Raw genomic sequence first — 24,368 nt, 5'->3', positions numbered from 1 at the left:
CCCAACCCCGGGCGTCCCACGGACCAGACCGAACAAGGGCTGGTCCGTGAGCAGGTTGGGAACGTCAGGAGGGCGAGGAGCCCTCCTGTACGTCACCACCGCACCGTGGGGGTCTGCGGGGGCTCGGCCCCCGCAACATCATCTTGACCGCGCCGTGGTCCGCGCTTTCCGCGGACACACGTCACCCCAAACCAGCGCGGTCAACTCGCGTAGGCGCGCAGGCGGTCGGCGCGGTCGCCCTGCCGGAGCTTGGACATGACCTCGCGCTCGATCTGCCGGACCCGCTCGCGGGACAGGCCGAACGCCTTGCCGATCTGGTCCAGGGTGCGCGGCTGGCCGTCGTCGAGGCCGTAGCGCATCCGGATCACCGACTGCTCGCGCTCTTCCAGGGTGGCAAGCACGCGGCGCAGGTCGTCCTGCAGGAAGCCGGAGATCACCGCGTTCTCGGCGTCGGCGGATTCGGCGTCCTCGATGAAGTCACCGAGCGGCGCGTCCTCCTCGGCACCGACCGGCATGTCCAGGCTGACCGGGTCGCGGGAGTGGTCCATCAGGTCGAGGATCTTCTCCACCGGGATGCCGGCCTCTTCGGACAGCTCGTCGTCGGTGGCTTCCCGGCCGAGCTTCTGGTGCAGGTCGCGCTTGATGCGGGCCAGCTTGTTGACCTGCTCGACCAGGTGGACGGGCAGGCGGATGGTGCGGCTCTGGTCGGCCATGCCGCGGGTGATGGCCTGCCGGATCCACCAGGTGGCGTAGGTGGAGAACTTGAAGCCCTTGGTGTAGTCGAACTTCTCGACCGCACGGATCAGGCCCAGGTTGCCCTCCTGGATGAGGTCCAGCAGCGGCATGCCGCGACCGGTGTAGCGCTTGGCGAGGCTGACCACCAGGCGGAGGTTGGCCTCCATCAGGTGGTTCTTGGCTCGACGACCGTCCCGGACCACGGCGTTGAGGTCGGTGCGCCGCTCGGGGGAGAGGTTGTTGCTGGTTTCCAGCAGGTGCTTGGCGAACACCCCGGCCTCGATGCGCTTGGCGAGGTCGACCTCTTCCTGTGCGGTGAGCAGCGCGGTTCGCCCGATGCCGTTGAGGTAGACGCGCACCAGGTCAGCCGATGGGCCCTGGGTGTCCAGGTCTTCGGCAACTGCGACGTCTGGCTTGGTGGTCTGCGGGACGGTCATGAGCTCCCTCCCTGACGGGCTGGCTTGGCTGGCGCAATTCACACCTGCGCGCCGTTGCGCGGTGCGTTTGACGCGTACGCTCGTTGGTACGGGCTTGCGCGTCGACGTCTCCTCCGGGTGTTGTCGATCAGTGCGGGGCACCTCTCGGCATGGCCGTCGAAGCTTCGTTACCTGGAAAACGACCGGCGTGCCGAATTCGTTCCCGAAGTTCTCGATTGGGAGACGTCATGGCGGTCACATCCGTTGCGCCACCAAGTCTGAGGATTTCCTGAGAATCCTCGTTACATTTACACCTCAACCAAAAGTGTGAATGGCCCGTCGTTGACGCTCTCCACCGACATCATCGCCCCGAAGGTCCCTGTGGACACCCCCGCGCCCCGCTCCCGCAACTCCGCCACGACCGCCTCCACCAGCGGTTCGGCGTGCTCCGGGCGGGCTGCCTCGGTCCACGACGGGCGGCGTCCCTTGCGGGTCGAGCCGTACAGCGTGAACTGGCTTACGACGAGCAGCGGTGCCCCGGTCGTGGCACAGGACTCCTCGTCGCGCAGCGCGCGAATCTCGTGCAGTTTGCGCGCCATTTTGACGACTTCTTCACGCCCGTCGGAATGCGTCACACCCAATAGCACTAACAGCCCGGGCTCTTCGATCTTGCCGACGACGACGCCATCGACCGTTACCGAGGCCCGAGTGACCCGAGTGGCGATTGCCCTCATTGCGCACCACCCGCCCATTCCGCAGGAACGAGCATTCCGTGCCGGATGAGCTCGCGCACCACGGGCAGCGCGGCGCGGGTCAGTTCCTCGGAGTCCTCGCCGAATCCCATCGCGAGCAGTTCGATCAGCTCCTCCAGCGGCAGCGCGCCCCGGCACCCGGCGAGCAGCCGCACGCCGAGCTCGTCGACCTCGTGCTGCCAGCCCGGGCCGTCGGTGCGGTGCAGGCGGTGCACCAGCGGGCTCCAGCCCTCGTCGCCGGGCGCGGACACCTGCTCCAGCACGGTGCTGTCCGCGGTGATCAGGCGTGCGGCCAGCAGCCCGTCGTTCGAGCCGTGCGCGCGCAGCCAGTCGACGCGGCGCAGCCACTGGTCCGACTCCGGGCCCAGCGGGTCCTCGAAGGCGTGCCGCAGGTCCTCGCAGACGACCTCGCCGCGCTCGGCGTCGGTGCGGCGAAGGGTGACGAACCCGAACCCGATGCCGAGCACGCCGTTGTCCTCGAACCAGTCCAGCCACTCGCCGGCCTTCTGCTGGCCCGCGGGTGAGCGCAGGTCGTAGCCCGCGTCGCGCAGCCAGGTGCCGACGTACAGCGCCGGGTCGGCGACGTCGCGCTGCACGAACCAGGCGTCCACCCCGGCGCCCGGCGGCAGCCACCGGGACACGCGGTCCTCCCAGTCCTCGCCTTCGCGGTGCACCCAGGACGCCAGCAGCTGCCCGGTGCCGCCCTCGTTGAGGAAGGAGGGCAGCTGGCGCACCACCAGCGCGCTCGCGTCGTCACCGGCCAGGCCGGAGTCCCGGTAGGTGAAGTCGGTGCGCGGCGGCCCCACCACGAACGGCGGGTTGCACACCACCATGTCGAAGCGGCGCCCGCGCACCGGCTCGAACCACTCGCCCTCGGCGAGCTCGACGTCGAGCTCGTTGAGCCGGAACGTCGCGTCGGCCAGCGCCAACGCCCGCTTCGAGACATCGGTCGCGGTGATGCGCTGAGCGTGCTTGCTCGCGTGCAGGGCCTGCACGCCGCAGCCGGTGCCCAGGTCGAGCACCGAGCCGACCTCCCGCCGCGAGGTGGCCCGGACCAGGCTCAGCGAGGCGTGCCCGATGCCGAGCACGTGGTCCGGCTCGACCGGGCGCCCGCCGCGCAGCTCCGAGTCCAGGTCGGACATCACCCACCACGAGTCGTCGCCGACGCCGTGCGGGCGGACGTCGAGCCCGGCGCGCACCCGGTCGCCGTCGGCGACGACGATCCCGGCGGCCTGCGCTTCGGCCAGCGGCAGCGGCGCGAAAGCGGCCTCGACGGCGGCCTGCGGCTCGGCCTGGCCGAGCAGGAACAGGCGGATGAGGGTGCCGAGCGGCCCGCCGTCGGCAGTGGCGCGCAGCGCGGGCACCAGCTCGCCGCGCCCGAGGGAGATGTGCGCTTCCGGGCCGAGCAGTTCGACGACGCCGTCGGCGTCGTATCCAGCGGCGCGAAACGCGTCGCGAAGTCGGTCGATGCGGTCGTGGGACAGATCTGGAATCACGCCCCGAATCCTCACACGCCCGCCGAACGGCGCATCCGCCCGCCGAACGATGAGCTCAGCCCGCCAGGACGCGTTCCAAGGTGCGCCTGCCCAGCAGGCTCATGGTCGGGTTGCTCTCGACGTAGTACCAGACCAGGCCCATGGCCTGCACGAACGCCCACGCCTTGCCGCGCTCCCACTCGAGGTGGCCGCAGCCGAGCTCGTCGCGCAGCGCCTGCCGCGGTTCCCCGTCGAGCAGGTGCCAGGCCGCGACGAGGTCCAGCGCGGGATCGGCCGGCCCCAGCCCGCCGACGTCGATGATCCCGGCCAGCCGCCCGCGGGACACGAGCACGTTGCCGGGAATCAGGTCGCCGTGCGTCATCACATCGGGCGAATCGCGGGGCAGCTCCCGCAGGGCTTCCCACACCTGCCGGAGCCGCGCGACGTCGAGGAGTCCGACGCTGTTGCCGAAGCAGGTCTCCAGCCACGCGTCGTGCGATCGCAGGTCGCCGCCCCGGCCGTCCCCGGAGAACGTCCGCCCGCGCGTGTCGATCGACCGAACACCGCGGATGAACTCGCCCAGGTCACGTGCGAAAGCGACCGATTCGCGCGGATCTTCCTCGGTGGCCACGACCCCGGGCAGCCAGCTCTGCACCGACCACGGAAGCGGATACCCGGCCCCGGGCTCGCCGAACGCGACCGGCTCAGGAGTGCGGAACCGCGTGCGCCCGAACAGCTCACGAGCTGCGGAGGCCTCTTCCTCCCGCTTCCGCCGCACAGATTCGACGTCTCCGGGCTCCAACGGAAACCGAGCCGCGAAGTCCTCGCCGATGCGGAAGATCGCGTTGACGGTCCCCTCCGAAGCGAGCTCCCGGATGGGCAACCCGCACCACTCGGGGAACTGCTCATCAACCAACTCGCGCACCATCTCCGGTGACACGGTCAACTGGTCGGCGTGCATCTCCACGTCGGCAGCGTCACACGTGCCGATCTTCGACCGCAAAGCGTTTTCGGTCGTGCGCGTGCCGCACCGGCGATGCGAACTTCAGCTGTCGGCGCCCGTGCAGGCGGCGATCTGCTGCCGCGGCCCGTGCTGGCTCCCGATCACAGCTGATCCGCGGGGATCTCGTAGACGATCTCCAAGCCGTCCTCTTCGTCCCACTGGTCTCCGACCTCGATGAAGCCGTACTGGGACGCCAACCGGTAGGACGCCGTGTTGTCCGGGCTGATGGTGACCCGGACCGTGCGCACTCCTGGCTCTCGGGCAGCGCGCTCGAGGAGGGATTCCAGCGCTGCGCGGGCGTAACCGCGCCGGCGGTGCGCGGGATCGACCGCGTAACCGATCTCCACCAACCCCGATGCGTCCGGAGGTCCGTGGTAGCCGGCGTGGCCGACCGCCAGCTGACGCTGCTCATCCCAGATGACTCCGGTCACCCACCCGGCGCTGGCGGGATCCTCCTCGGCCTGCTCGCCGCGCATCAACCACACCCCGCGCCAGTCCGGGTCGGTGAAGTGGGTGGTGAGGGGCACTGGGCTGACAGCGTTCGCCGCAGCCAGATCCCCGGCGGCCAGTGCCTGGAACACGGGGCCGCTCAGGTGCACGATCCGAACGTCAGGCTTGCGGTGCTGCTCGGGAGTGGGTTCGTCGGTCATCGCGAAAGACTTCCAGCCGGACGCCGGGAAGCGCACCTGATTTTCGGATGCTTCGGCGGGTCCCAGCGGCCGGGCGTCGGGCAGGTCGGGTTTCTGGCGAAAAGCGCTTTGCACAGGCGTCCCGGTGCGGCAATCTTCACCGCGGTCCCGCTTCATTCGGTCGTGGAAGGTCGCGATGTTCTCGATTTCCCTGGGTGACGACGGCGCTGAGCTCCGCCCGCTGGAGCCGTGGTCGGCGGAGGAGTTCCTGGCCCACATGAACCGGGGGAGGGAATTCATCGGTCAGCACATCGGGCTGGCTGACATGGTCACCGATCTGGATTCGAGCCGCTCGTTCCTCCAGCAGTACGCGGCGAAGGCCGCGGCCGACACCGCGCGGATCTACGGGATCTGGGTGCAGGACCAGCTGGTCGGCGGTGTTCTCTTCCGGACGATGGACGTCCCGCGCGGCATCGCCGAGGCGGGCTGCTGGCTGGAGCCGTCGGCGGCGGGCCGGGGACTGGTCACCAGGGCGGCGCAGGTGATCATCGACTGGGCCGTGGAGGAGCGCGGCATCCACCGGGTGGAGTGGCGCGTCTCGGCGGCGAACCAGGCCAGCATCGCGGTGGCCAAGCGGCTGGGCATGGTCAAGGACGGCACGCTCCGCGGAGCCGGCCTGCACCGCGGTGAACGGCAGGACCTGGAGATCTGGTCCGTCCTGGCCCCGGAGTGGCGGGCGAGCAAGCAGGAGCGCTAGCCGGCATCGGACGGTTGCAGCCGGTCGGCGGAGACCTCGTAGATGATCTCCAAGCGTTTTTCGATCGGTTGCGCACCGGCGCCTCTATGCCGAGCGCACCTCTCAGCGCGCATTGGTTTCTTGAGTCGGCTCACCTATCGCTTCTTCTCGGCGTCGAGGAGCTGACTGATGCGCAGGTGGAGTGAACTCGAGGGCGGCGGCGTTTTCGGCTGCCTCGGCTTCGGTCGCTTCGGTTTCATCGTCGGCGACCTGAGCGCGGATGGCGTCGTGTCGCGTACGGCGAGCTGTCTCGGCTCTCCTTGCGAAGGAGGCTTGGTGGAGAGGCGTGCGACGATGTAGCCATGCCGAAGAAGCTCAACCTGACCGGCGATGCCGAGGCCGACAAGCTGCTCAGCGACGACCCGTTCGCGCTGCTCACCGGGATGCTGCTCGATCAGCAGGTGGCGATGGAGGTCGCGTTCGCCGGGCCGAAGAAGATCGCCGAGCGGATGGGCGGGTTCGACGTCACCAAGATCGCCGAGTCCGACTTGGACGAGTTCGTCGAGCTGTGCGTGCAGAAGCCGGCGATCCACCGGTACGGCGGTTCGATGGGCAAGCGGGTGCACGCGCTGGCCCAGTACGTCGTCGAGCACTACGACGGCCGGACCGAGGCGATCTGGACCGAGGGCGACCCGGACGGCAAGGAAGTGCTGAAGCGGCTCAAGGCGCTGCCGGGCTACGGCGACCAGAAGGCGCGGATCTTCCTCGCGCTGCTGGGCAAGCAGCGGGGCGTCGAACCCACCGGGTGGCGCGAGGCCGCCGGGGGTTACGGGGAGGAAGGCTCCCGCCGATCGATCGCCGACGTCGTCGACGAGCAGACCCTCAACGAGGTCCGGGCCTGGAAGAAGGAGCAGAAGGCCGCCGCCAAGGCCGCCAAGGGCTGATCGAAAACCGGTCGACGTCGGGTCGCCCGGGCGGTTAGCGTTGGCGCGTGGTGGACGAGCAGCGGTTGGTGCGGGTTTCGAAGTACCTGGCCAAGCACCTGCGGCACCAGCCGGAACGCATCGGCGTCGAGCTCGACGCGAACGGCTGGGTGGACGTCGAGGTGCTGCTCGCCGCCGCTGCCGCGCACCGGTTCCCGATCTCGCGGGCGGAGCTGGCCGAGGTCGTCGCGAGCAACGACAAGCAGCGCTACGTGATCGACGGCGACCGGATCCGGGCCAGCCAGGGGCATTCGGTCCAGGTCGACCTCGACCTGCCGGTCGCCGAGCCGCCCGCGTTCCTGTTCCACGGCACCGTCGGCCGCAGCCTCGCCGCGATCAGGCAGGAGGGGGTGCGGCCGATGGGGCGCCAGGACGTGCACCTGTCGACCGACCGGGAGACGGCGCAGCGGGTGGGTGCGCGGCGCGGCAAGCCCGTGGTCCTGGTGATCAGGGCGGGCGAGATGCACCGGGCCGGGCACGAGTTCCGGGTCAGCGCGAACGGGGTCTGGCTGACGGCGCACGTCGCGCCGTCGTTCATCGACTTCCAGTGACCCGTGAGCACATCGTGTCGCCATGGCACCACTAAGTGCTCACGGGTGCGTTCTCAGGCCGCCGCTGCGCCCGGGCGCTGGTAGCGGTCGACGTACTCCTGGTCGGAGAGCTCCGCGATGGCGTACATGATCTCGTCGGTGATCGAGCGCAGGACCGGCAGCGAGCTGTCCAGACCGGCGTAGCGGCGGAAGTCCAGCGGGTCGCCGAAGCGCACCGAGACCGGGTGCAGGCGCGGGATCTTCTTGCCGCGCGGCTGGAGCTTGTCGGTGCCGGTCAGCGCCACCGGCACCACCGGCGCCCCGGTGCTCAGCGCGAGCCGGGCGACACCGGTGCGGCCCCGGTACAGGCGGCCGTCGGGGGAGCGGGTGCCCTCGGGGTGGATGCCGAACGCGCCGCCGTCGAGCAGCACCTGCTCCGCGGCGTCCAGCGCTTCCTTCGCGGCGCGGCCCTTGCCCCGGTCCACCGGGATCGCGCCCAGCGAGCTGAACAGCCACTTCGTCAGCGCGCCCTTGGCACCGCTGCCGTTGAAGTACTCGGCCTTGGCCAGGAACGCGACCGGGCGGGGCAGGACCAGCGGGACGATGAAGCTGTCGAGCACGGCGAGGTGGTTCGGCGCCAGGATCACCGGACCGGTGGTCGGAACCTTGTCCGCGTCGATCACCTTCGGCCGGTAGACCGTCCGCGCGACCGCGCCGACGACCCGCTTGCTCACCGCGTACAGCATTCACCCTCCACGACTCGGATCCCGCTCGAATCTAACCCCTGGAGGTTTCGCGCGTGCGGCGTGCTGGTCAACCTCGGGGGCGAGCCGTGAATTCCGCGCGGCACCCAGGGTGTTGGCGGCGGCGATCGAGTGGGAGCATGGACGGTGGAGGTAGCGCCGTGAACAGTTCACATCGTGACGACTCCCCGGTGCTGATCACCGAGGCCAAGCCGTCCTTGGACGACGAGCAGGCGACGCGTCGCCGCAGGTACGCGATCATGATGGCCAGCCGGATCCCGTGTCTCGTGCTGGCGGCAGTGGTGTTCCAGGTGTGGCAGTTGTGGTGGCTGTCACTGATCATCCTGGCGATCTCCATCCCGCTGCCGTGGATGGCGGTGCTCATCGCCAACGACAAGCCGGCGAAGAAGAGCGAGAAGGTGAACCGGTTCCGCCGTTCGCACCACGCCCTGGAGTCCCGGCAGCACCAGGTGATCGACAGCTGACGCGGCCCCGTGCGAACCGGCCTCCGGAAGCCGCCGGGCGCGGTCCGGAACCATTCGCATCCGTCGTGGGGCATCATTGGGGCATGAGCACGATGACGCTGCCGGAGACCGACACCCGGACCGAGACCACTGATCAGACCAGTGACGACCGGCCGGAGATGTTCCACTACGTGCAGAAGAACAAGATCGCCGAGAGCGCGGTCATGGGCACGCACGTGGTGGCGCTGTGCGGTGAGGTCTTCCCGGTCACCAAGTCGCCGAAGCCGGGGTCGCCGGTCTGCCCGGACTGCAAGGAGATCTTCGAGTCCCTCCCGCCCGGCTCGGACGAGTGACTTCCGACTGCGGCCGCGCGGTGGCTTAGCCGCCGCGCGGTTCGGTCTGCTTCCGCGGCTTCGGCAGCGGAATGCCGTTGCGCGGTAGTTCCACCGTCTCGCCCTTCTCGGGCTTCTCCGGTGCCTTGGGCTCCGCCGGCTTCTCCGGCGCCTCGGGCTCCGCCAGCTCCTCCGGCGCGCTCTCCTCGTCCGAGGTCTGGCCGTTGCGCCACGCGCGATAGCCCTCTTCGGTGTGCATGCGCTGCGCGAGGCGCTTCATCTCCAGCCGTCGCCACCGGCGGCGCTCCCGGCGCGTCATCTTCGCCGGGTACATCTCCTGGATCGCGTTGTTGAACTGGGCGCCCATGATGATCGCCAGACCGATGAAGAACGCGAACAGCAGGAACGCGATCGGGGTCGCCAGCGCGCCGTAGGTGTAGCCGGTGCTGGTGACCCAGGTGATGTAGAGCCGCAGGCCGATGCTCGAGCACAGGAACAGCAGCATCGCCAGCAGCGCGCCCGGCAGGCCGCGGTGCCAGGGCAGCTTGCGCGGCACCGCCACCTTGTACAGCGTGGCCAGCGCCACGACCAGCCCGATCGCCGTCGCCGGGTAGTAGAAGATCTGGATCAGCCAGGCGATGTCGTCCTGGTAGTCGCGCGGGAAGACCGTCGGCAGCCAGTCCGGGCCCAGCGCGATGATCGGCAGCCCGACCACCGCGAGCACCAGGCACACCAGGTACAGCAGCAGCGCGAAGATCCGCTGCCAGATGCTGTTGCGAACCAGGTACTGGTTGTAGGCCATGGTGATCGAGTCGACCAGCGACGCCAGCGCGGACGAGCCCGCCCACAGCGACAGCAGGAAGCCGACCGAGACGATCTCGCCCTTCCCCTTGGTCAGGATGTCGGCGACCGTCGGGCCGATGATCTGGTCCACCACGTTCTGGGTGAACACGGTTCGGGAGAAGGCCAGGATCTTGTCGTGCACCGCGTCGACGACCGACGGGCCGAACCAGTCCCCGAGGAAGCCCAGGCTGCCCAGCAGACCCAGCAGCAGCGGCGGCATCGACAGCGTCTGCCAGAACGCGGCGGCCGCCGACTCGGAGAAGATGTTGTCCCACCACGCCTTGTCCAGGGTGCGCGCGATCAAGCGCAGTGGTCCACGTCGCACCGGGGCGTCCCGCGGTGCGGTGGCTGCACTGCGTCCCCGGCTGTCTGGTGAACTCGGCGAACCCATGGCACCCATAAGGATGCTGCATCGGTCCGGCCGATGAGCGCCCACCCGGAAAAACGGTGTGTCGCATTCGTCTCCACGGCCGTCCCGGTGAAGATCGAGGCGCGAAGGTAAGCTGCACGACGGCCCGCAGCGAGTCGACGAACTCCAGTTCGCGGGCGTTCGCAGGGCGTTGCCACGGCTCGCCCTCGCCATTCAGGTATGGGGAGACCTAGGAAGGAGCGGCGAGCCGGCGTGTCCGAAGCGCAACTCGACAATCCAGTCCGATCCGTGCTCAGCGACCCCTCGCAGACTTCTTCTCGGCCACTGCGCGCCTGGCAGCGCAGAGCGCTCACCAAGTACTTGTCGACCAAACCGCAGGACTTCCTGGCGGTCGCGACGCCGGGCGCGGGCAAGACGACCTTCGGACTCCGGGTCGCGGCGGAGCTGCTGGCGGACCGGACGGTCGAGGCGGTCACGGTCGTCGCCCCCACCGAGCACCTCAAGCACCAGTGGGCGTTGGCGGCGGCGGGTGCGGGCATCGCGCTGGACTCGAACTTCCGCAACGCCGACGGCATCACCTCCAGCGACTACCAGGGCGTCGTCGTCACCTACGCGCAGGTCGCGGCGCACGAGGCCCTGCACCGGGTGCGCACCGAGCGCCGCAAGACGCTGGTGATACTCGACGAGGTGCACCACGCGGGCGACGCGAAGTCCTGGGGCGACGCGATCCGCGAGGCCTTCACCCCGGCCGTGCGGCGGCTGGCGCTGACCGGTACGCCGTTCCGGAGCGACGACTCGCCGATCCCGTTCATCGGCTACGAGCCCGACGCCGACGGTTCGCTGCGCAGCCGCGCCGACCACTCCTACGGCTACTCGGACGCGCTCAACGACGGCGTGGTCCGGCCGGTGGTCTTCCTGGCCTACTCCGGCGAGGCGCGGTGGCGCACCAGCGCCGGTGACGAGTTCAGCGCCCGGCTCGGCGAGCCGCTGACGGCCGAGCAGACCGCCCGCGCCTGGCGAACCGCCCTGGACCCGGCGGGGGAGTGGATCCCGTCCGTGCTGCGGGCCGCGGACACGCGGTTGGCGCAGCTGCGCAAGGGCGGCGTGCCCGACGCCGGCGGTCTGGTGATCGCCACCGACCACGTCACCGCCAAGGCCTACGCCAAGACCCTGCACAAGCTCACCGGCGACGAGCCGGTGGTGGTGCTCTCCGACGACCCGCAGGCCTCCGGCCGGATCGCCGAGTTCGCCGAGTCCGACGACCGGTGGATGGTCGCGGTCCGAATGGTGAGCGAAGGCGTCGACGTGCCGCGGCTGGCCGTCGGCGTGTACGCCACCAGCGCTTCGACCCCGCTGTTCTTCGCCCAGGCCATCGGCCGCTTCGTGCGGTCCCGGAAGCCGGGGGAGACGGCCAGCGTCTTCCTGCCCAGCGTGCCGGTGCTGCTGGAGCTGGCCAGCCAGCTGGAAGCCCAGCGCGACCACGTCCTGGGCAAGCCGCACCGGGAGAAGGACGGCTGGGACGACGAGCTGCTCGCCCAGGCCAACCGCAAGGAGGACGAGCCCGGCGAGGAGGAGAAGTCGTTCACCTCGCTCGGCGCCGATGCCGAGCTGGACCAGGTGATCTACGACGGCTCGTCGTTCGGCACCGCGGCCTTCAGCACCTCCGAGGAGGAGCAGGACTACCTCGGCCTGCCGGGCCTGCTGGAACCCGACCAGATGCGGGCGCTGCTGCGCCAGCGCCAGTCCCAGCAGCTCGAGGACGTCGCCAAGCGGGAGGCCAGCGCGAAGGCGGCGAAGGCCGCCGAGCAGGCCGAGCAGCGCGCGAACGCGAAGCCGCAGAGCGTGCAGGAACGGCTGGCGAAGCTCCGCAAGGAGCTGAACACCCTGGTGTCGCTGCACCACCACCGGACCCGCAAGCCGCACGGCAAGATCTACAACGAGCTGCAGAAGTCCTGCGGAGGCCCGCCGACCGCGATGGCCACGGTCGAACAGCTCGAGGAGCGGATCGCCACCCTCCGCTCCTGGTGACCCGCAGTTTCAATTGAAACTGCGCCCAGGGTTCTGCGGTTTCAATTGAAACTGCGAAGTGGCCCGTTCGGCGCAGCGTGCTGCCGTGACCGGTCTCTTAGGGTCGGCGCATGGGTTTCGACGTGGAGAAGGTCCGGGCGCAGTACCCGGCGCTGGCGGACGGCAGGGCGTGGTTGGACGGCGCGGCGGGCACCCAGGTGCCGCAGCCGGTGATCGACGCCGTCAGCGACGCTTACCGGATCGGGATGTCCAACGTGGGCGGGCCGTACGAGTCCAGCCGCCGCGCCGGCGGCGTCGTCGCCGAGGCCCGAGCGGCCGTGGCCGACCTGGTCGGGGCGCCCGATCCGGCGTGCGTGGTGTTCGGCCCGAGCATGACCGCCCTGACCTACCGGTTCGCCGCCGCGCTGGCCGATGGCTGGCGGCCCGGCGACGAGGTCGTGGTGACCCAGCTGGACCACGACGCCAACGTCCGGCCGTGGGTCCAGCACGCGCAGCGCGCGGGCGCGACGGTGCGCGTGGCCGAGCTGGACCCGGCGACCGGCGAACTGCCCGCGCAGCGCGTCACCGACCTGATCGGCGAACGCACCAAGCTGGTCGCGGTCACCGCGGCGTCCAACGTGCTGGGCACCATGCCGGAGCTGCGGACGATCACCGACCGGGCCCGCCAGGTGGGCGCGATCTCCTACGTCGACGGCGTGCAGCACTGCCCGCACGCCCACGTGCAGCTCGCGGAGCTGGGCGCGGACCTCTACGCGACCAGCGCGTACAAGTGGGCGGGGCCGCACCTGGCCGCGGTGGTGGCAGGGGACGCGTGGACGTTGGAGAACCTGCACCCGGACAAGCTCAAGCCGTCGCCGGACACCTCGCCGGACCGCTTCGAGCTCGGCACCAACCCGTTCGCCGCCATGGCCGGTGTCGTCGCCGCGGTGGAGCACCTGGCCGAGCTCGACTCCGACGCCGACGGCAGCCGGGCCGAGCGCCTGGCGGTCTCCCGCCGCGCGGTGCTGGCCCACGAGGACGCGCTGGCCAGGACCCTGTTCGACGGGATCGCGGCGTTGGACGGCGTGGTGCGCTACGGCGCTCCGCAGGGCCCGTGCACGCCCACCGCTTTCTTCGGGCTGCGAGACCTGGAGCCGTCGGCGGTGGCTGAACGGCTGGCTGAGCGGGGCCTCAACGTCTCCCACGGCCACTCCTACGCCTGGGAGGTGGTGCACGCGCTCGGCATCGGCCCGAAGGGCGGCGTGCGCGCGAGCCTGTCGCACTACACGAACGAGTCCGACGTCCGACGCCTCCTCGACGCCCTCGGCGACCTCACCGCCTGACCGGACCGCGAAAAGACCGTGCCCCCGTAGGAAGCCCTGCGGGGGCACGGTCATCTCGTCTTGCGGGTGGTTTACTGCTCGCCCTGCTGGAGGTCGGCCTGCACCTCGCGCAGTCCGTCCTCGTACGCGCGGGCGTGGTGCCCGCAGAACAGAAGCTCGCTACCGGATGGCAATACGGCGCGAAGCTTGGCAGCGGCCCCGCAGCGGTCGCAGCGGTCGGCGGCGGTCAGCTCGGGGCGGGTGAGCGTTCCCGGCATAGTGATCTCCCTCCGTCCCGGCGTCGGTGTGATCCGACGCCCTCGATCCTGCTACGACCACCGGTGGCCCACTGGCTGCGGGGTCGGTGCTCGTTGCCTCCACTCTTCCAGACGCTCGGGCACTAGTCAGTGTTCCCGCGCCGACCGGCGACGGTCGTCACCATGAAGCACCCGGTTGCAGCAGCGCTGTTCGCGGAACGTGATCGAATCCGCGAAAACCCTTGTGACAAGGGAAAATGCGGTTCCAGTTGCGATCACCGGAGATGTCCGGTGTGGATCTTATTCCGGACATTCGGTGTTTCAGATCACAGACCGGACGGCCATCGGCGAACGTCGTTTCCGCTGGAAGCGAACAGCGAATCTCAGGAGTTGGACCGCTCCCGCCGCCGAACGGAGGCCGAACCCGTCGCGAAGAGCGGCCAGAACCATCGACCGAACGGTCGAAGTCCGGGATGCGCCGTCGCAGGCGCCGCTGAGCGCTCGTCCCCGGAAATGGAGAATGCCGCCGCCCGCGGAGTGCGGGCAGCGGCATTCTTCGAGCAGAACCTCAGTCCAGGTAGTCGCGGAGCACCTGGGAGCGCGACGGGTGGCGCAGCTTCGACATCGTCTTCGACTCGATCTGCCGGATGCGCTCGCGGGTCACGCCGTAGACCTGGCCGATCTCGTCCAGCGTCCGCGGCTGGCCGTCGGTCAGGCCGAAGCGCAGGCGGACCACGCCGGCCTCGCGCTCGGACAGCGTCGCCAGCACCGACTGCAGCTGGTCCTGCAGCAGCGTGAACGACACGGCGTCGACCGCGACGACGGCCTCGGAGTCCTCGATGAAGTCGCCGAGCTGGCTGTCGCCCTCGTCGCCGATGGTCTGGTCCAGGGAAATCGGCTCCCGGGCGTACTGCTGGATCTCCAGCACCTTCTCCGGGGTGATGTCCATTTCCTTGGCGAGCTCTTCGGGCGTGGGCTCGCGGCCCAGGTCCTGCAGCAGCTCGCGCTGGATGCGACCGAGCTTGTTGATCACCTCGACCATGTGCACCGGGATGCGGATGGTGCGGGCCTGGTCGGCCATGGCGCGGGTGATCGCCTGGCGGATCCACCACGTCGCGTAGGTGGAGAACTTGTAGCCCTTGGTGTAGTCGAACTTCTCCACCGCGCGGATCAGACCGAGGTTGCCCTCCTGGATCAGGTCCAGGAACGCCATGCCGCGGCCGGTGTAGCGCTTGGCGAGGCTGACCACGAGTCGGAGGTTCGCCTCCAGCAGGTGGTTCTTGGCGCGCTCGCCGTCCCGCACGATCCAGCGCAGGTCGCGCCGCATCTGGGTGGTGAGCTGCTCGCCGGACTCCTCGATCTGCCGGATGCGCTCGGCGCCGTAGAGGCCGGCCTCGATGCGCTTGGCGAGCTCGACCTCTTCCTCGGCGTTGAGCAGAGCGACCTTGCCGATCTGCTTCAGGTACGCGCGCACCGAGTCGGCGGAAGCGGTCAGCTCGGCGTCCTTGCGCGCCTGGCGCAGCGCCTCGGACTCCTCCTCGTCCCAGACGAAGTCGCCGGACTCCTTGGAGTTCTCGTCCGGAACCGGCTCCTCCGGGATCTCCACCTCGACTTCGGCGAGGTCGGCGACGTCCGGGGAGGTCAGGTCGGTCTCGATCGGTTCGTCGATCTCCATGCCCTCGCCGCTGCCCTTGGCGGAAGCCGACTTGGTCGACTTCTTGGCCGGGGCCTTGGCGCCCTTCTTGGCCGCCGCCGTCTTCGGGGCGGCCTTGCGGGTCGTCGACTTCGCACCCGTCGAGCTCTTGGTGCTCTTCCGCGCGGCGGTGGACTTCGTCTGGTCGTCAGACGAAGCAGCCGCCTCCGAAGCTGGGGTGGCCTGGGACTGGCCCGACTCGGACTGGGCGCCGCCGGTTGCGGCGGAGCTGGAGCGTCGGGTTGCGGTTTCTGCGGCTGCCACGTACGCCCTTTCGCGACGGTCGATCAGGGCTGGCCGGAGGGCGCGAAACCTCGGCCGCCAAAGGTCGGGGAACAACCCACCGGACTCCAGTCCCCGCGCGGAAGGGGAGAACACCAGGTGAAACCGGTGCTTTCTCCTTGCGGAAGGGCCTCGAACCAAGTGGGCCGTGTTCCATTGTAACTGCGATCCGGGGGTGCGGTTCCGCTGCAAGGCGCAGTCCGCGCGTCCCGGCGTGTGCTAGATGGTCCCCGGGTCAGGCGTTGCTGCTGGTAGCAGCGGTGGCGGCGCCGACGATGCCCGCATCGTTGCGCAGCGACGCGGCCACGACCGGGGTGCGCGTCTCCAGCAGCGGAATCCACTTGTGACCCTTCCTGCTGACCCCGCCGCCGGCGATGATCAGGTCCGGCCACAGGAACTGCTCGAGGCCCTGGATGTAGCGGCTGACCCGCGGGGCCCACTCCGGGTAGCTCAGGTCCAGGTTGTCCTTGACCGAGGCGGCCGCTTCGGACTCCGCATCGTGGCCGTCGACCTCGATGTGCCCGAACTCGGTGTTGGGCACCAGCTTCCCGTCGATGAACATGGCGCTGCCGATGCCGGTCCCGAAGGTCAGCACCACGACCAGCCCGCGGTGCCCGGCGCCGGCGCCGGCCCGCATCTCGGCGATCCCGGCGGCGTCGGCGTCGTTGAGCACCAGGACGTCCTCGCGGGCGCGGCCGAGCCGCTCGGCGAACAGCGCCTGCGCGTCGGTGCCGATCCAGCCCTTGTCGACGTTCGCCGCGGTGAGCGCGGTGCCGTCCTTGATGACGCACGGGAGGGTGATGCCGACCGGGCCCGTCCAGGAGAACTTGTCGACGATCTCGGCGACGGCGTCGGCCACCGCGGACGGGGTCGAGGGCTGCGGGGTCGGGATCCGCATCCGCTCCTCGGCCAGCACGCCGCCTTCGATGTCGACCGGACATCCCTTGATGCCGGACCCGCCGATATCCACGCCGAAACCGCGGGCAGTCCCCATGGCTGATCCTTCCTATTCGATTCAGACCGAGGTGTGCAGACCTTAACCGGGTTGTGTTGCGATGTGGGCGTGGGATTGGCAACTGAGGTAGATGCAATGGCGTTGCGCGAGGTCGCGGTGCAGATCGCGATCGACGCGGCCAAATTGGCCCGTACTGTGCGTGATGAAGCAGTCACCGGTGGTGTTGACACGAAGAGTACCGAAACCGATGTCGTGACGGCCGGTGATCGCGCGGTGGAGCGGCTGGTCCGCGAGCGGCTGGCCGAGCTGCGCCCCGGCGAGTCGGTGCTCGGCGAAGAGGAGGGTGGGGAGGAAGCGCTCGAGGGACTGCGCTGGGTCGTCGACCCGATCGACGGCACGGTCAACTACCTGTACGGATTCCCCTGGTACTCGGTGTCGCTGGCCGCGCAGGTCGACGGGCGTTCGGTGGCCGGCGCAGTGGTCGAGCCGGTGTCCGGGCGGGTCTGGAGCGCCGCCCTCGGGCACGGCGCGTTCCTGGACGGCCAGCGCTTGCGTGTCTCGGCCGCCGACCGGCTAGACCTGTCGCTGATCGGCACCGGCTTCGCCTACGACGCCGAGCGCCGCAAGGCGCAGGCGGCGGTCGTGGGCGAGCTGATGGGCCAGGTGCGCGACATCCGCCGCGCCGGCGTGGCGTCGCTGGACCTGTGCGCGGTCGGCGCCGGCTGGCTGGACGGCATGTACGAGGTCGGCTTGAAGCGGTGGGACTGGGCGGCCGGTGCGCTGGTCGCCGAAGAGGCGGGTGCCCGGTTGCGGCTGCCCGAGCGCGGCACCACCGACGGCCTGGGTGACGAAATGCTCATCTGCGCCGCGCCCGGCATCGCCGAGGAGCTCACCGGAGCGCTCCGCGGGGTCGACGCGGGTCAGGTCTGAGCAGCAGTCCGAGTTCGTGAGCGCGCGGACCCCTCCGCGCGCTCACGGCGCTCAGCAGTGGACGTCGCGGGCCTTCTCCAGCAGGTCCTTGCTGATCTGCGGAGGTGAGACCTCCTGGTGCGCGCCGCCTTGCTGGTCGCGCTGCGGGACCCAGTTCTCCAACTCCTGGAGCACCTGCTTGGCCTCGGAGGTGGTCTTGATGTCCTTGAACTTCTTCCCGAGCGCGAAGTCGATGGTGGCGTCCGGCCGCTCGTCGCGGACCAGCTGAGCGCACGGCGCGATCAGGCTCAGCGTGCGAGCCGCGCTCACCCCGGCGCCGCCGAAGCGGATCTGGCCGTGGCACTTCAGGTCGTAGTTGACGTAGACCGGGTCGTTGTCCGCGCCGCCCTTGGCGAAGCCGAGGCTGGCCAGCTCGTCGCCGACCAGGGTGGCCTGCCGGCTCTCCCCGTTGCCGTTGAGCACCCGCACCTGCACGTCCTGCGGCGGGATCGGGTTGGTCGAGTTCAGCGCGTCGCGCTCGAGCATGGTGCCCAGCGGCACCTGCTCGGGCATCGGCTCACCGGCGGGCGCGGCGGTCGGCGGTGTCGGCGGGGCGCAGGTGGTGGCGGCTTCGATGCCCTGCACGGAGTCGAAAACTCGCGTCCACAGGAACCCGGCTGCCACCACGAGGCAGGCGAGCACCAGCAGAGCGGGCAGTGGTCGGCGGCGCCGGTACCCGGCTCGTCGTCCCCCTCTTGCACCAACGGCTGCCACGTCCCGCCCCTCCTTGGATGCTCCTACCAGTGCACTGGATCAAGCCTATGCGCAGAACTCCCGTCGTGCGGCGCCGGAGGCCGTTGCTGTGTCGCGGCGGGCCCGGAATCGCCGCTGAATCGATGTGGTCGAGCTGAATTGCCAGCGCACGGCATCGCAGAACGTCCTGGCGGGCAACCGAGGGCGACAGCCGGATGTCGTGCCGGATCGATCTCCGGGAGGCTGTGGATGCAGTGAACACCACACCTATGGGTGACCTGCTGCATGTGCGCATTCGCCATGAGCTACCCTCTCGGCGCCTCACGGAGTGCCGGATGAGGCAAGTCGCTCATAACGGGGGAACTGAACGCGTTGCAGGGCGAGACCACGATCACTGCGCCACCGGGCACAAATCCTGGTCCTGGAACGTTTACCAGCGGCACACCATTGCAGTCTCCACAAACGCAGGGGTGAATCACGATGGCGACCGACTACGACGCTCCGCGCCGCGAGTCCGAGGACATGGCCGAGGACTCGTTGGAGGAGCTGAAGGCGCGACGCAACGATGCGCAATCGGGCGTCGTCGACGAGGACGAAGGGGCGATCGCGGAGAACTTCGAACTCCCGGGTGCGGACCTGTCCGGCGAGGAGATGACCGTCAAGGTCCTCCCCAAGCAGGCGGACGAGTTCACGTGCGCGAGCTGCTTCCTCGTTCATCACCGCAGTCGACTGGCCGAGACCAAGAACGGCCAGTTCATCTGCCGCGACTGCGCTGCCTGAGCACGCAGACGTCGACGAAACCGGGAAGTGGCTGGGCACACGCAGGGCGTGTGCCCAGTTTTCTTTCCCCGGCCCGAACCGGGTCAGCGCTTGCCCAGCGCCTCGACGAGCTCTTCGGGGCGCCGCGTGCTGACCACCCAGTACGGGGTCGGGTCGTCCGCGTCGTCCAACCAGATCCGCACCGACGTGCGGATCGAGGAGCGGTGCACCATGAACGCGGCCGGATCCAGGTCCGGCCCCAGCGCCTTGCGCTGCTCCTGCGGCGCGATGACCTCGACCTCGTCGATGAAGCGCAGCGGCAGGTGCGCGTCACCCACCCACAGCTCGCCGCCGCGGACCTCCACCTTGGTGCGACCCAGCCACAGCGGGATGGCGATCGCCAGCGGCACCAGCACCACGTACGGCAGCCACGCCCGCACGCCCGGGTAGCCCATGTGCACCTGCGCGGCCATCAGCACGGCGCCGATCAGGGGCAGCGGCCAGGACCACCAGGCCGCGTACAGCCGCTCCCGGTACACCGGGGGCTCCGTCGATTTCGCCTGACCGGGCAAGTCCCCGCTCCTGCTGGCCGCTTCTACGCTTTCCGACACGACTTCAGGGTAGTCTCGCCGCCCGTGTCGAACGTGAAGGTCCTGCTGACCCGACTTGACCCCGACGTGCCGCTGCCGTCCTACGCCAAACCCGGCGACGCCGGCGCGGACCTGGTGACGACCAGCGACCTGGTGCTCGAACCCGGCGAACGCGCGGTGGTGGGCACCGGCATCGCGCTGGCGCTGCCCGAGGGCTACGCCGGTTTCGTGCACCCGCGCTCCGGACTGGCCGCCAAGGCGGGCTTGAGCGTGGTCAACGCGCCGGGCACGGTCGATTCCGGGTACCGCGGTGAGATCAAGGTCTGCCTGATCAATCATGATCGGGACAACTCGCTGTCGCTGCAGCGCGGCGACCGGATCGCCCAGCTCGTCGTGCAGAAGGTCGAGCACGCGGCGTTCCAGGAGGTCGACGAGCTGCCCGCGTCGCAGCGGGGCGCCGGGGGCTACGGGTCCACCGGCGGGCACCAGGTGCTGGCGGTCTCGGGAACCGAGGCCGGTCACGGGACGGAGGGCTGAGGGGATGTTCGGATTGGGCCGCGGTCGGGGCAAGCGCGCCGAGGACGTGGTTGAGGAGTCAGCGGTCGAAGCCGAGGACGTCGTCGAGCGCGGGCCGTTCGACGAGAGCGAGGCGCCCGAGGACGAGGTGGAGCGCCTCGACCTGGGCTCGGTGCGGTTGCCGGTGCCCGAGGGCGGCCAGCTCCAGGTCGAGGTCGACCCGTCGGGTCCGGTGCGCGCTGTGCACCTGGTCACCCCGGTCGGTCGGCTGACCGTGAGCGCGTTCGCCGCGCCGCGCAGCGGCGGCCTCTGGGACGAGGTCAGCGGCGAGCTCGCCGAGCAGCTGCGCAAGGACGGCGCCCGGGTGCACACCGAGGAGGGCGACTGGGGCCTCGAGCTGGTGGCCGATTCGCCGAAGGCCGCGCTGCGGTTCATCGGCGTGGACGGCCCGCGCTGGCTGCTGCGCGGCGTCGCGGCCGGACCGGCCGAGTCCGCGGAGGACTGCGCGAAGCTGCTGTACGCGGTGCTCGACGAGACGATCGTGGTGCGCGGCACCGACCCGATGCCGGTGCGCACCCCGCTGCCCATCGAGCTGCCGGAGGCGATCCAGCGCCACATCCAGCAGGCGCAGCAGGCCGAGGCCAACGGCCAGACCCCGCAGTGACCGGACTCGGACGCCGTCCCGGCGCCGGGGCGACGTCCGAGCCGCTACGTTGGTCGGGTGCCGAACGCTGCTGAATGGTGGGTCTACCTGGGTGCCGCGCTGCTGATCGCCTTCGCACCGGGGCCCGGAATCCTCTACGTCCTGGCCCGGAGCATCCGCGGTGGTTCCCGCGAAGGGGTTCGCTCGGCGCTGGGCAACGGCCTCGGGGCGTCGGTGCACGTGCTGGCGGCTGCCGTCGGTCTCTCGGCGTTGCTGATGGCTTCGGCGGTGGCGTTCACCGTGGTGAAGCTCATCGGTGCGGCGTATCTCGTCTACCTGGGCGCCCGCGCGCTCTGGGAGCTGCGCAAGGGTGCAGGGGAGCAGGCCCAGGACTCGCCGCGGCAGCGCGGCTCGGCGGTGGTGCAGGGCTTCTTCACCGAGCTGTTCAACCCGAAGACCGCCGTGTTCTTCCTCGCCTTCCTGCCGCAGTTCGTGCACCCGGAGCAGGGCTCGGCGACGGTGGCGTTCCTGGTGCTCGGACTGATCTTCGTGGTGTTCGCCATGTCGGCCGACCTGCTGGTGGCCGCGTTCGCGGGTCCGCTGGCGGCCAAGCTGGCGCGGAACCCGCGCTGGTGGCGGCGCCAGCAGGTGGTCAGCGGCAGCACCCTGATCGGCCTGGGCGGGGCGCTCGCGCTGTCCCAAAACTGAAAGTTGTCTTCACTCGTTTTGCGTGGCGGTGCGGGTAGCGGAACCTCAGACGCCGTCTGAGCTGCGGGATCCCCGACTCATGTATGACCAATACACAGCGCTGGGGCTGTCCTCGTCAGACGACGCCTGAGAACCCGCGGCGGTGCAAGCGTCGAGGGTGGGCTAAACGCCTGCGGCGTTTCAAAGAAGAGCAAGCGAGCCTCGATGTTGATCCGATCGAGCGATCAAGTTCGCAATCCCGCCGGGGGCGGGACCCGGCGTCCGATGGCCGCTACGCTGGGGGTGCACGGGCTGCGCGAGTCGAGCCCCGAGGGCGCACAGGAGCGCTAGATGAGCAAGAGCGAGGGCGGCTACTGGCGTCGCCTCGTACGGCGCTTGACCAGTGACGTCGCCGAGCTGGACGCCGACGACCTGTCGGAGCGGTCCCAGGCCGGCGGGGCGCAGCCGGCCAGCGACTGCAAGTGCGGCCAGGAGGCCGTCGTGCTCGGGAGGGTCCGCAGCGTCGGGCTGTGCCCGAAGGCGTCGGCACCGACGCTGGAGGCCGAGCTCTACGACGGCACCGAGGACGTCACCCTGGTGTGGCTGGGTCGCCGCCGGATCGCCGGCATCGAACCGGGTCGCATCATCAAGGCCAGTGGCCGGATCGCGGTCCGGGACGGCCGCAAGGTGCTTTACAACCCCTACTACGAGTTGCAGAACACCGCATGAGCGAACGCGATTCAGCGGCTGCCGGGCTCTCCGCCCAGGACGCGGCCGAGAAGCAGTCGGACACCGGCGAGCAGCAGGCCGCTGGAGCGGAGAACACCCTGCTGGAGCAGATGGGCGGGGTCAGCGGACTGGCCTACTCCGCGGTGCCCATCGTCGTCTTCGTGGTGGTCAGCTCCTTCACGAGCCTGATGCCGGCGATCTGGTCTGCGATCGGGGTGGCGGTGGCCATCGCGATCTTCCGGCTGGTGCGCAAGGAACCGCTGCAACCGGCCATCTCCGGCGTGATCGGGGTGGCGGTGTGCTCGTTCATCGCCTACCGCTCCGGTGACGCCAAGGGCTTCTTCCTGCTGGGCATCTGGACGAGCCTGATCTACGGCGGGCTGTTCCTGGTCTCGGTGCTGGCCCGCTGGCCGCTGGTGGGCGTCGCCTGGTCGGCGCTGAACGGTCTGGGCTTCGCCTGGCGCAAGCAGAAGCGCGCGCTGCGCGGCTACGACCTGGCCACGCTGGCGTGGGTCGCCGTGTTCGCCGCGAAGTACGTCGTGCAGCAGTGGCTCTACGACGCCGACCAGACCGGTTGGCTGGCCTTCGCCCGGATCGCGATGGGCTACCCGCTGACCGGCCTGGCGCTGATCGTCACGGTGTGGGCGATCCGCCGCGCGGCGAAGGTCGCGGAGCAGGAGAAGACCGACGCGGAGGAAACCCCCGCGATCCGCTCCAACCCGTCCCTCAGCTGAGATCTCGAACCAGAGCGGGGTCGTGAGCGCTGGAACCGGCTGCAACCGGCTTCCGCACTCACGACCCCGCTCTCTTGTCTGAGGACGAGTTCCGCAAATTCAATGGAAATCGGACGTCCGATTTCCATTGAACTTGCGGAAGATGTCACCCGATCGGGTGGTTTTCGGGTCAGTCCTGCTTGTCGTGGATGATCGCTCGGATCTGCTGCTCGACGTCGGCGGTGGCCACGAAGAGCAGTTCGTCGCCGATCTCCAGCGGATCGTCGGCCTGCGGCACGATGACCCGGCCGCCGCGCAGGATGCTGACCAGCGCCGCGTCCGCGGGCAGCTTCAGCTCGCGGACCCGCCGCCCGGCCAGCGGCGTGGTCTCCGGCAGCGTGACCTCGACCAGGTTCGCCTGGCCCTGGCGCAGGGTCATCAACCGGACCAGGTCGCCGACGTTGACCGCTTCCTCGACCATCGCGGCCAGCATCCGGGGCGTGGACACCGCGACGTCGACGCCCCAGGCCTCGGTGAACAGCCACTCGTTGAGCGGGTCGTTGACGCGGGCGACGACCCGGCGCACCGCGAACTCGGTCTTCGACAGCAGCGAGACCACCAGGTTCACCTTGTCGTCGCCGGTGGCGGCGATGACCACGTCGCAGGACTCCAGCCCCGCTTCTTCCAGCGAGGCCAGCTCGCAGGCGTCGGCCAGCATCCACTCCGCGTCCGGGATGTTCCTCGGGTGGTAGTTGGCCACGCTGCGCTCGATGAGCAGGACTTCGTGGTCGCCTTCGAGCAGCTCCCGCGCGATGGACTGGCCGACCGCGCCGGCGCCCGCGATCGCGATGCGCATTACTCGCTCTCCTCGGGTGTGCGGCGGGCAGCCGCCGTGACGTCGGTGACGGTGCCCGACAGCGCGGCCACGTAGACCACGTCGTCGGCCTGGATGACGGTCTTGGCCTCCGGGAGCACACCGTTGCCGAACCGCGTGATGAACGCGACCCGCGCGCCGATGGCGGATTCCACCTCGGACACCCGGTGCCCCACCCAGTCCTCGTGCAGCGGCAGCTGCAGGACCGCGACGGTGCCGGACGGCTCCCGCCACGCGGTGGCCACGCCCTCGGGCAGCAGCATCCGCAGGAACCGGTCGGTGGTCCACGGAACGGTGGCCACGGTGGGGATTCCGAGGCGCTGGTAGACCTCGGCGCGCTTGGGGTCGTAGATCCGGGCGACCACGTGCTCCACGCCGAAGGTCTCGCGGGCGACGCGGGCCGAAACGATGTTGGAGTTGTCCCCGTTGGACACGGCTGCGAAGGCCGCTGCCCGCTCGATGCCCGCTTCGACCAGGATGTCCCGGTCGAAGCCGTTGCCGGTGACCTGCTGGCCTCGGAAGTCCTTGCCCAGTCGGTGGAACGACTGGGGGTCCTTGTCGACCACAGCCACGGTGTGATCGAGCCGTTGCAGGGCGGCGGCCAGGGACGCCCCGACCCGGCCGCATCCCATGATCACCACGTGCACGAGCTTCGTCTCCTCGCTGCG

At 69.8% G+C, this 24,368-nt stretch carries 28 protein-coding genes; 14 read left to right on the top strand and 14 right to left on the bottom strand.

Features of this window, described 5'->3' with window-relative positions; translation table 11 throughout:
• Positions 1-200: 200 nt before the first annotated feature.
• From OU415_RS08210 to OU415_RS08190, 5 genes are all read right to left on the bottom strand, one after another.
• Entirely contained in the window at positions 201-1,172 is a 972-nt protein-coding gene (locus OU415_RS08210) for a sigma-70 family RNA polymerase sigma factor (RefSeq protein ID WP_270947989.1), read from the bottom strand.
• Positions 1,173-1,459: 287 nt separating this feature from the next.
• The gene (dtd, locus tag OU415_RS08205; RefSeq protein ID WP_270947988.1) at positions 1,460-1,885 is read right to left on the bottom strand and encodes a D-aminoacyl-tRNA deacylase; all 426 of its coding nucleotides are present in this window, start codon (positions 1,883-1,885) and stop codon (positions 1,460-1,462) included.
• On the bottom strand, positions 1,882-3,399 hold the full coding sequence (locus tag OU415_RS08200; protein ID WP_270947987.1) for a N5-glutamine methyltransferase family protein: 1,518 nt from the start codon (positions 3,397-3,399) through the stop codon (positions 1,882-1,884). Before OU415_RS08200 ends, dtd begins: the two co-directional genes overlap by 4 nt.
• A gap of 55 nt (positions 3,400-3,454) precedes the next feature.
• A complete protein-coding gene (locus OU415_RS08195) occupies positions 3,455-4,339 on the bottom strand; it encodes an aminoglycoside phosphotransferase family protein (RefSeq protein ID WP_270948037.1) in 885 nt (294 codons plus the stop codon).
• Positions 4,340-4,482: 143 nt separating this feature from the next.
• Positions 4,483-5,031 carry a GNAT family N-acetyltransferase gene (locus OU415_RS08190; protein ID WP_270947986.1) on the bottom strand — a complete coding sequence of 183 codons (549 nt, stop codon included), beginning with the start codon at positions 5,029-5,031 and terminating at the stop codon, positions 4,483-4,485.
• 175 nt (positions 5,032-5,206) lie between these two features.
• On the opposite strand from OU415_RS08190, the gene OU415_RS08185 reads away from it, so the two are divergent.
• The 3 genes from OU415_RS08185 to OU415_RS08175 all read left to right on the top strand — a co-directional run bounded on the left by OU415_RS08185 (position 5,207) and on the right by OU415_RS08175 (position 7,280).
• Positions 5,207-5,767: a GNAT family N-acetyltransferase gene (locus OU415_RS08185; protein ID WP_270947985.1), complete on the top strand. Its 561-nt coding sequence runs from the start codon at positions 5,207-5,209 to the stop codon at positions 5,765-5,767.
• A gap of 341 nt (positions 5,768-6,108) precedes the next feature.
• Entirely contained in the window at positions 6,109-6,690 is a 582-nt protein-coding gene (locus OU415_RS08180) for an HhH-GPD-type base excision DNA repair protein (RefSeq protein WP_270947984.1), read from the top strand.
• A 50-nt stretch (positions 6,691-6,740) separates the two neighbouring features.
• A complete protein-coding gene (locus tag OU415_RS08175) occupies positions 6,741-7,280 on the top strand; it encodes an RNA 2'-phosphotransferase (RefSeq protein ID WP_270948036.1) in 540 nt (179 codons plus the stop codon).
• A 53-nt stretch (positions 7,281-7,333) separates the two neighbouring features.
• Here the strand turns inward: OU415_RS08175 and OU415_RS08170 are convergent, their stop codons facing one another.
• The gene (locus tag OU415_RS08170) at positions 7,334-8,005 is read right to left on the bottom strand and encodes a lysophospholipid acyltransferase family protein (RefSeq protein ID WP_270947983.1); all 672 of its coding nucleotides are present in this window, start codon (positions 8,003-8,005) and stop codon (positions 7,334-7,336) included.
• A 137-nt stretch (positions 8,006-8,142) separates the two neighbouring features.
• On the opposite strand from OU415_RS08170, the gene OU415_RS08165 reads away from it, so the two are divergent.
• The gene (locus OU415_RS08165) at positions 8,143-8,487 is read left to right on the top strand and encodes a DUF3099 domain-containing protein (protein ID WP_270947982.1); all 345 of its coding nucleotides are present in this window, start codon (positions 8,143-8,145) and stop codon (positions 8,485-8,487) included.
• An 83-nt stretch (positions 8,488-8,570) separates the two neighbouring features.
• The gene (locus OU415_RS08160) at positions 8,571-8,819 is read left to right on the top strand and encodes a DUF3039 domain-containing protein (protein WP_270947981.1); all 249 of its coding nucleotides are present in this window, start codon (positions 8,571-8,573) and stop codon (positions 8,817-8,819) included.
• Between the two features lie 25 nt (positions 8,820-8,844).
• On the opposite strand, the gene OU415_RS08155 is transcribed toward OU415_RS08160, so the two are convergent.
• A complete protein-coding gene (locus OU415_RS08155) occupies positions 8,845-9,966 on the bottom strand; it encodes a YihY/virulence factor BrkB family protein (RefSeq protein WP_270947980.1) in 1,122 nt (373 codons plus the stop codon).
• A gap of 297 nt (positions 9,967-10,263) precedes the next feature.
• On the opposite strand from OU415_RS08155, the gene OU415_RS08150 reads away from it, so the two are divergent.
• A complete protein-coding gene (locus OU415_RS08150) occupies positions 10,264-12,039 on the top strand; it encodes a DEAD/DEAH box helicase (RefSeq protein WP_270947979.1) in 1,776 nt (591 codons plus the stop codon).
• Positions 12,040-12,149: 110 nt separating this feature from the next.
• Positions 12,150-13,361 (top strand): cysteine desulfurase-like protein, encoded by a 1,212-nt coding sequence (locus tag OU415_RS08145; protein WP_270947978.1) that lies wholly within the window; start codon positions 12,150-12,152, stop codon positions 13,359-13,361.
• Positions 13,362-13,432: 71 nt separating this feature from the next.
• On the opposite strand, the gene OU415_RS08140 is transcribed toward OU415_RS08145, so the two are convergent.
• The 3 genes from OU415_RS08140 to ppgK all read right to left on the bottom strand — a co-directional run bounded on the left by OU415_RS08140 (position 13,433) and on the right by ppgK (position 16,566).
• Positions 13,433-13,618: a DUF7455 domain-containing protein gene (locus OU415_RS08140; RefSeq protein WP_270947977.1), complete on the bottom strand. Its 186-nt coding sequence runs from the start codon at positions 13,616-13,618 to the stop codon at positions 13,433-13,435.
• Positions 13,619-14,165: 547 nt separating this feature from the next.
• Positions 14,166-15,554, bottom strand: coding sequence for an RNA polymerase sigma factor (locus OU415_RS08135; protein WP_408641820.1), 1,389 nt, complete (start codon positions 15,552-15,554; stop codon positions 14,166-14,168).
• A 253-nt stretch (positions 15,555-15,807) separates the two neighbouring features.
• Entirely contained in the window at positions 15,808-16,566 is a 759-nt protein-coding gene (gene ppgK / locus OU415_RS08130; protein WP_270947976.1) for a polyphosphate--glucose phosphotransferase, read from the bottom strand.
• A 96-nt stretch (positions 16,567-16,662) separates the two neighbouring features.
• Here ppgK and OU415_RS08125 point away from each other — a divergent pair, with 96 nt between their 5' ends.
• The gene (locus OU415_RS08125; RefSeq protein ID WP_270947975.1) at positions 16,663-17,457 is read left to right on the top strand and encodes an inositol monophosphatase family protein; all 795 of its coding nucleotides are present in this window, start codon (positions 16,663-16,665) and stop codon (positions 17,455-17,457) included.
• A 51-nt stretch (positions 17,458-17,508) separates the two neighbouring features.
• Here the strand turns inward: OU415_RS08125 and cei are convergent, their stop codons facing one another.
• Complete coding sequence (cei, locus tag OU415_RS08120) at positions 17,509-18,210, bottom strand: envelope integrity protein Cei (protein ID WP_270947974.1); 702 nt, start codon at positions 18,208-18,210, stop codon at positions 17,509-17,511.
• A 459-nt stretch (positions 18,211-18,669) separates the two neighbouring features.
• On the opposite strand from cei, the gene OU415_RS08115 reads away from it, so the two are divergent.
• Complete coding sequence (locus OU415_RS08115; RefSeq protein WP_270947973.1) at positions 18,670-18,969, top strand: DUF4193 domain-containing protein; 300 nt, start codon at positions 18,670-18,672, stop codon at positions 18,967-18,969.
• Between the two features lie 83 nt (positions 18,970-19,052).
• Here the strand turns inward: OU415_RS08115 and OU415_RS08110 are convergent, their stop codons facing one another.
• Positions 19,053-19,559 carry a DUF3093 domain-containing protein gene (locus tag OU415_RS08110; RefSeq protein ID WP_270947972.1) on the bottom strand — a complete coding sequence of 169 codons (507 nt, stop codon included), beginning with the start codon at positions 19,557-19,559 and terminating at the stop codon, positions 19,053-19,055.
• Positions 19,560-19,583: 24 nt separating this feature from the next.
• Between OU415_RS08110 and dut the strand changes: the two genes are divergently transcribed.
• The 5 genes from dut (at position 19,584) to OU415_RS08085 (ending at position 22,847) form a co-directional block, all read left to right on the top strand.
• Positions 19,584-20,075 (top strand): dUTP diphosphatase, encoded by a 492-nt coding sequence (gene dut, locus OU415_RS08105; protein ID WP_270947971.1) that lies wholly within the window; start codon positions 19,584-19,586, stop codon positions 20,073-20,075.
• 4 nt (positions 20,076-20,079) lie between these two features.
• The gene (locus OU415_RS08100; protein WP_270947970.1) at positions 20,080-20,718 is read left to right on the top strand and encodes a DUF3710 domain-containing protein; all 639 of its coding nucleotides are present in this window, start codon (positions 20,080-20,082) and stop codon (positions 20,716-20,718) included.
• Positions 20,719-20,775: 57 nt separating this feature from the next.
• On the top strand, positions 20,776-21,405 hold the full coding sequence (locus OU415_RS08095) for a LysE family translocator (protein WP_270947969.1): 630 nt from the start codon (positions 20,776-20,778) through the stop codon (positions 21,403-21,405).
• A 330-nt stretch (positions 21,406-21,735) separates the two neighbouring features.
• Positions 21,736-22,113, top strand: coding sequence for an OB-fold nucleic acid binding domain-containing protein (locus tag OU415_RS08090; RefSeq protein ID WP_270947968.1), 378 nt, complete (start codon positions 21,736-21,738; stop codon positions 22,111-22,113).
• Positions 22,110-22,847, top strand: coding sequence for a DUF3159 domain-containing protein (locus OU415_RS08085; RefSeq protein WP_270947967.1), 738 nt, complete (start codon positions 22,110-22,112; stop codon positions 22,845-22,847). Before OU415_RS08090 ends, OU415_RS08085 begins: the two co-directional genes overlap by 4 nt.
• A gap of 169 nt (positions 22,848-23,016) precedes the next feature.
• Here the strand turns inward: OU415_RS08085 and OU415_RS08080 are convergent, their stop codons facing one another.
• Positions 23,017-23,682: a potassium channel family protein gene (locus OU415_RS08080; protein WP_270947966.1), complete on the bottom strand. Its 666-nt coding sequence runs from the start codon at positions 23,680-23,682 to the stop codon at positions 23,017-23,019.
• A complete protein-coding gene (locus tag OU415_RS08075) occupies positions 23,682-24,347 on the bottom strand; it encodes a potassium channel family protein (protein WP_270947965.1) in 666 nt (221 codons plus the stop codon). Before OU415_RS08075 ends, OU415_RS08080 begins: the two co-directional genes overlap by 1 nt.
• Positions 24,348-24,368 lie beyond the last annotated feature (21 nt).

Source organism: Saccharopolyspora oryzae, from assembly GCF_027853915.1.
In the GTDB taxonomy this organism is placed as follows: Bacteria; Actinomycetota; Actinomycetes; order Mycobacteriales; family Pseudonocardiaceae; genus Saccharopolyspora; species Saccharopolyspora oryzae.
This window is presented reverse-complemented; position numbering and strand designations above follow the sequence as displayed.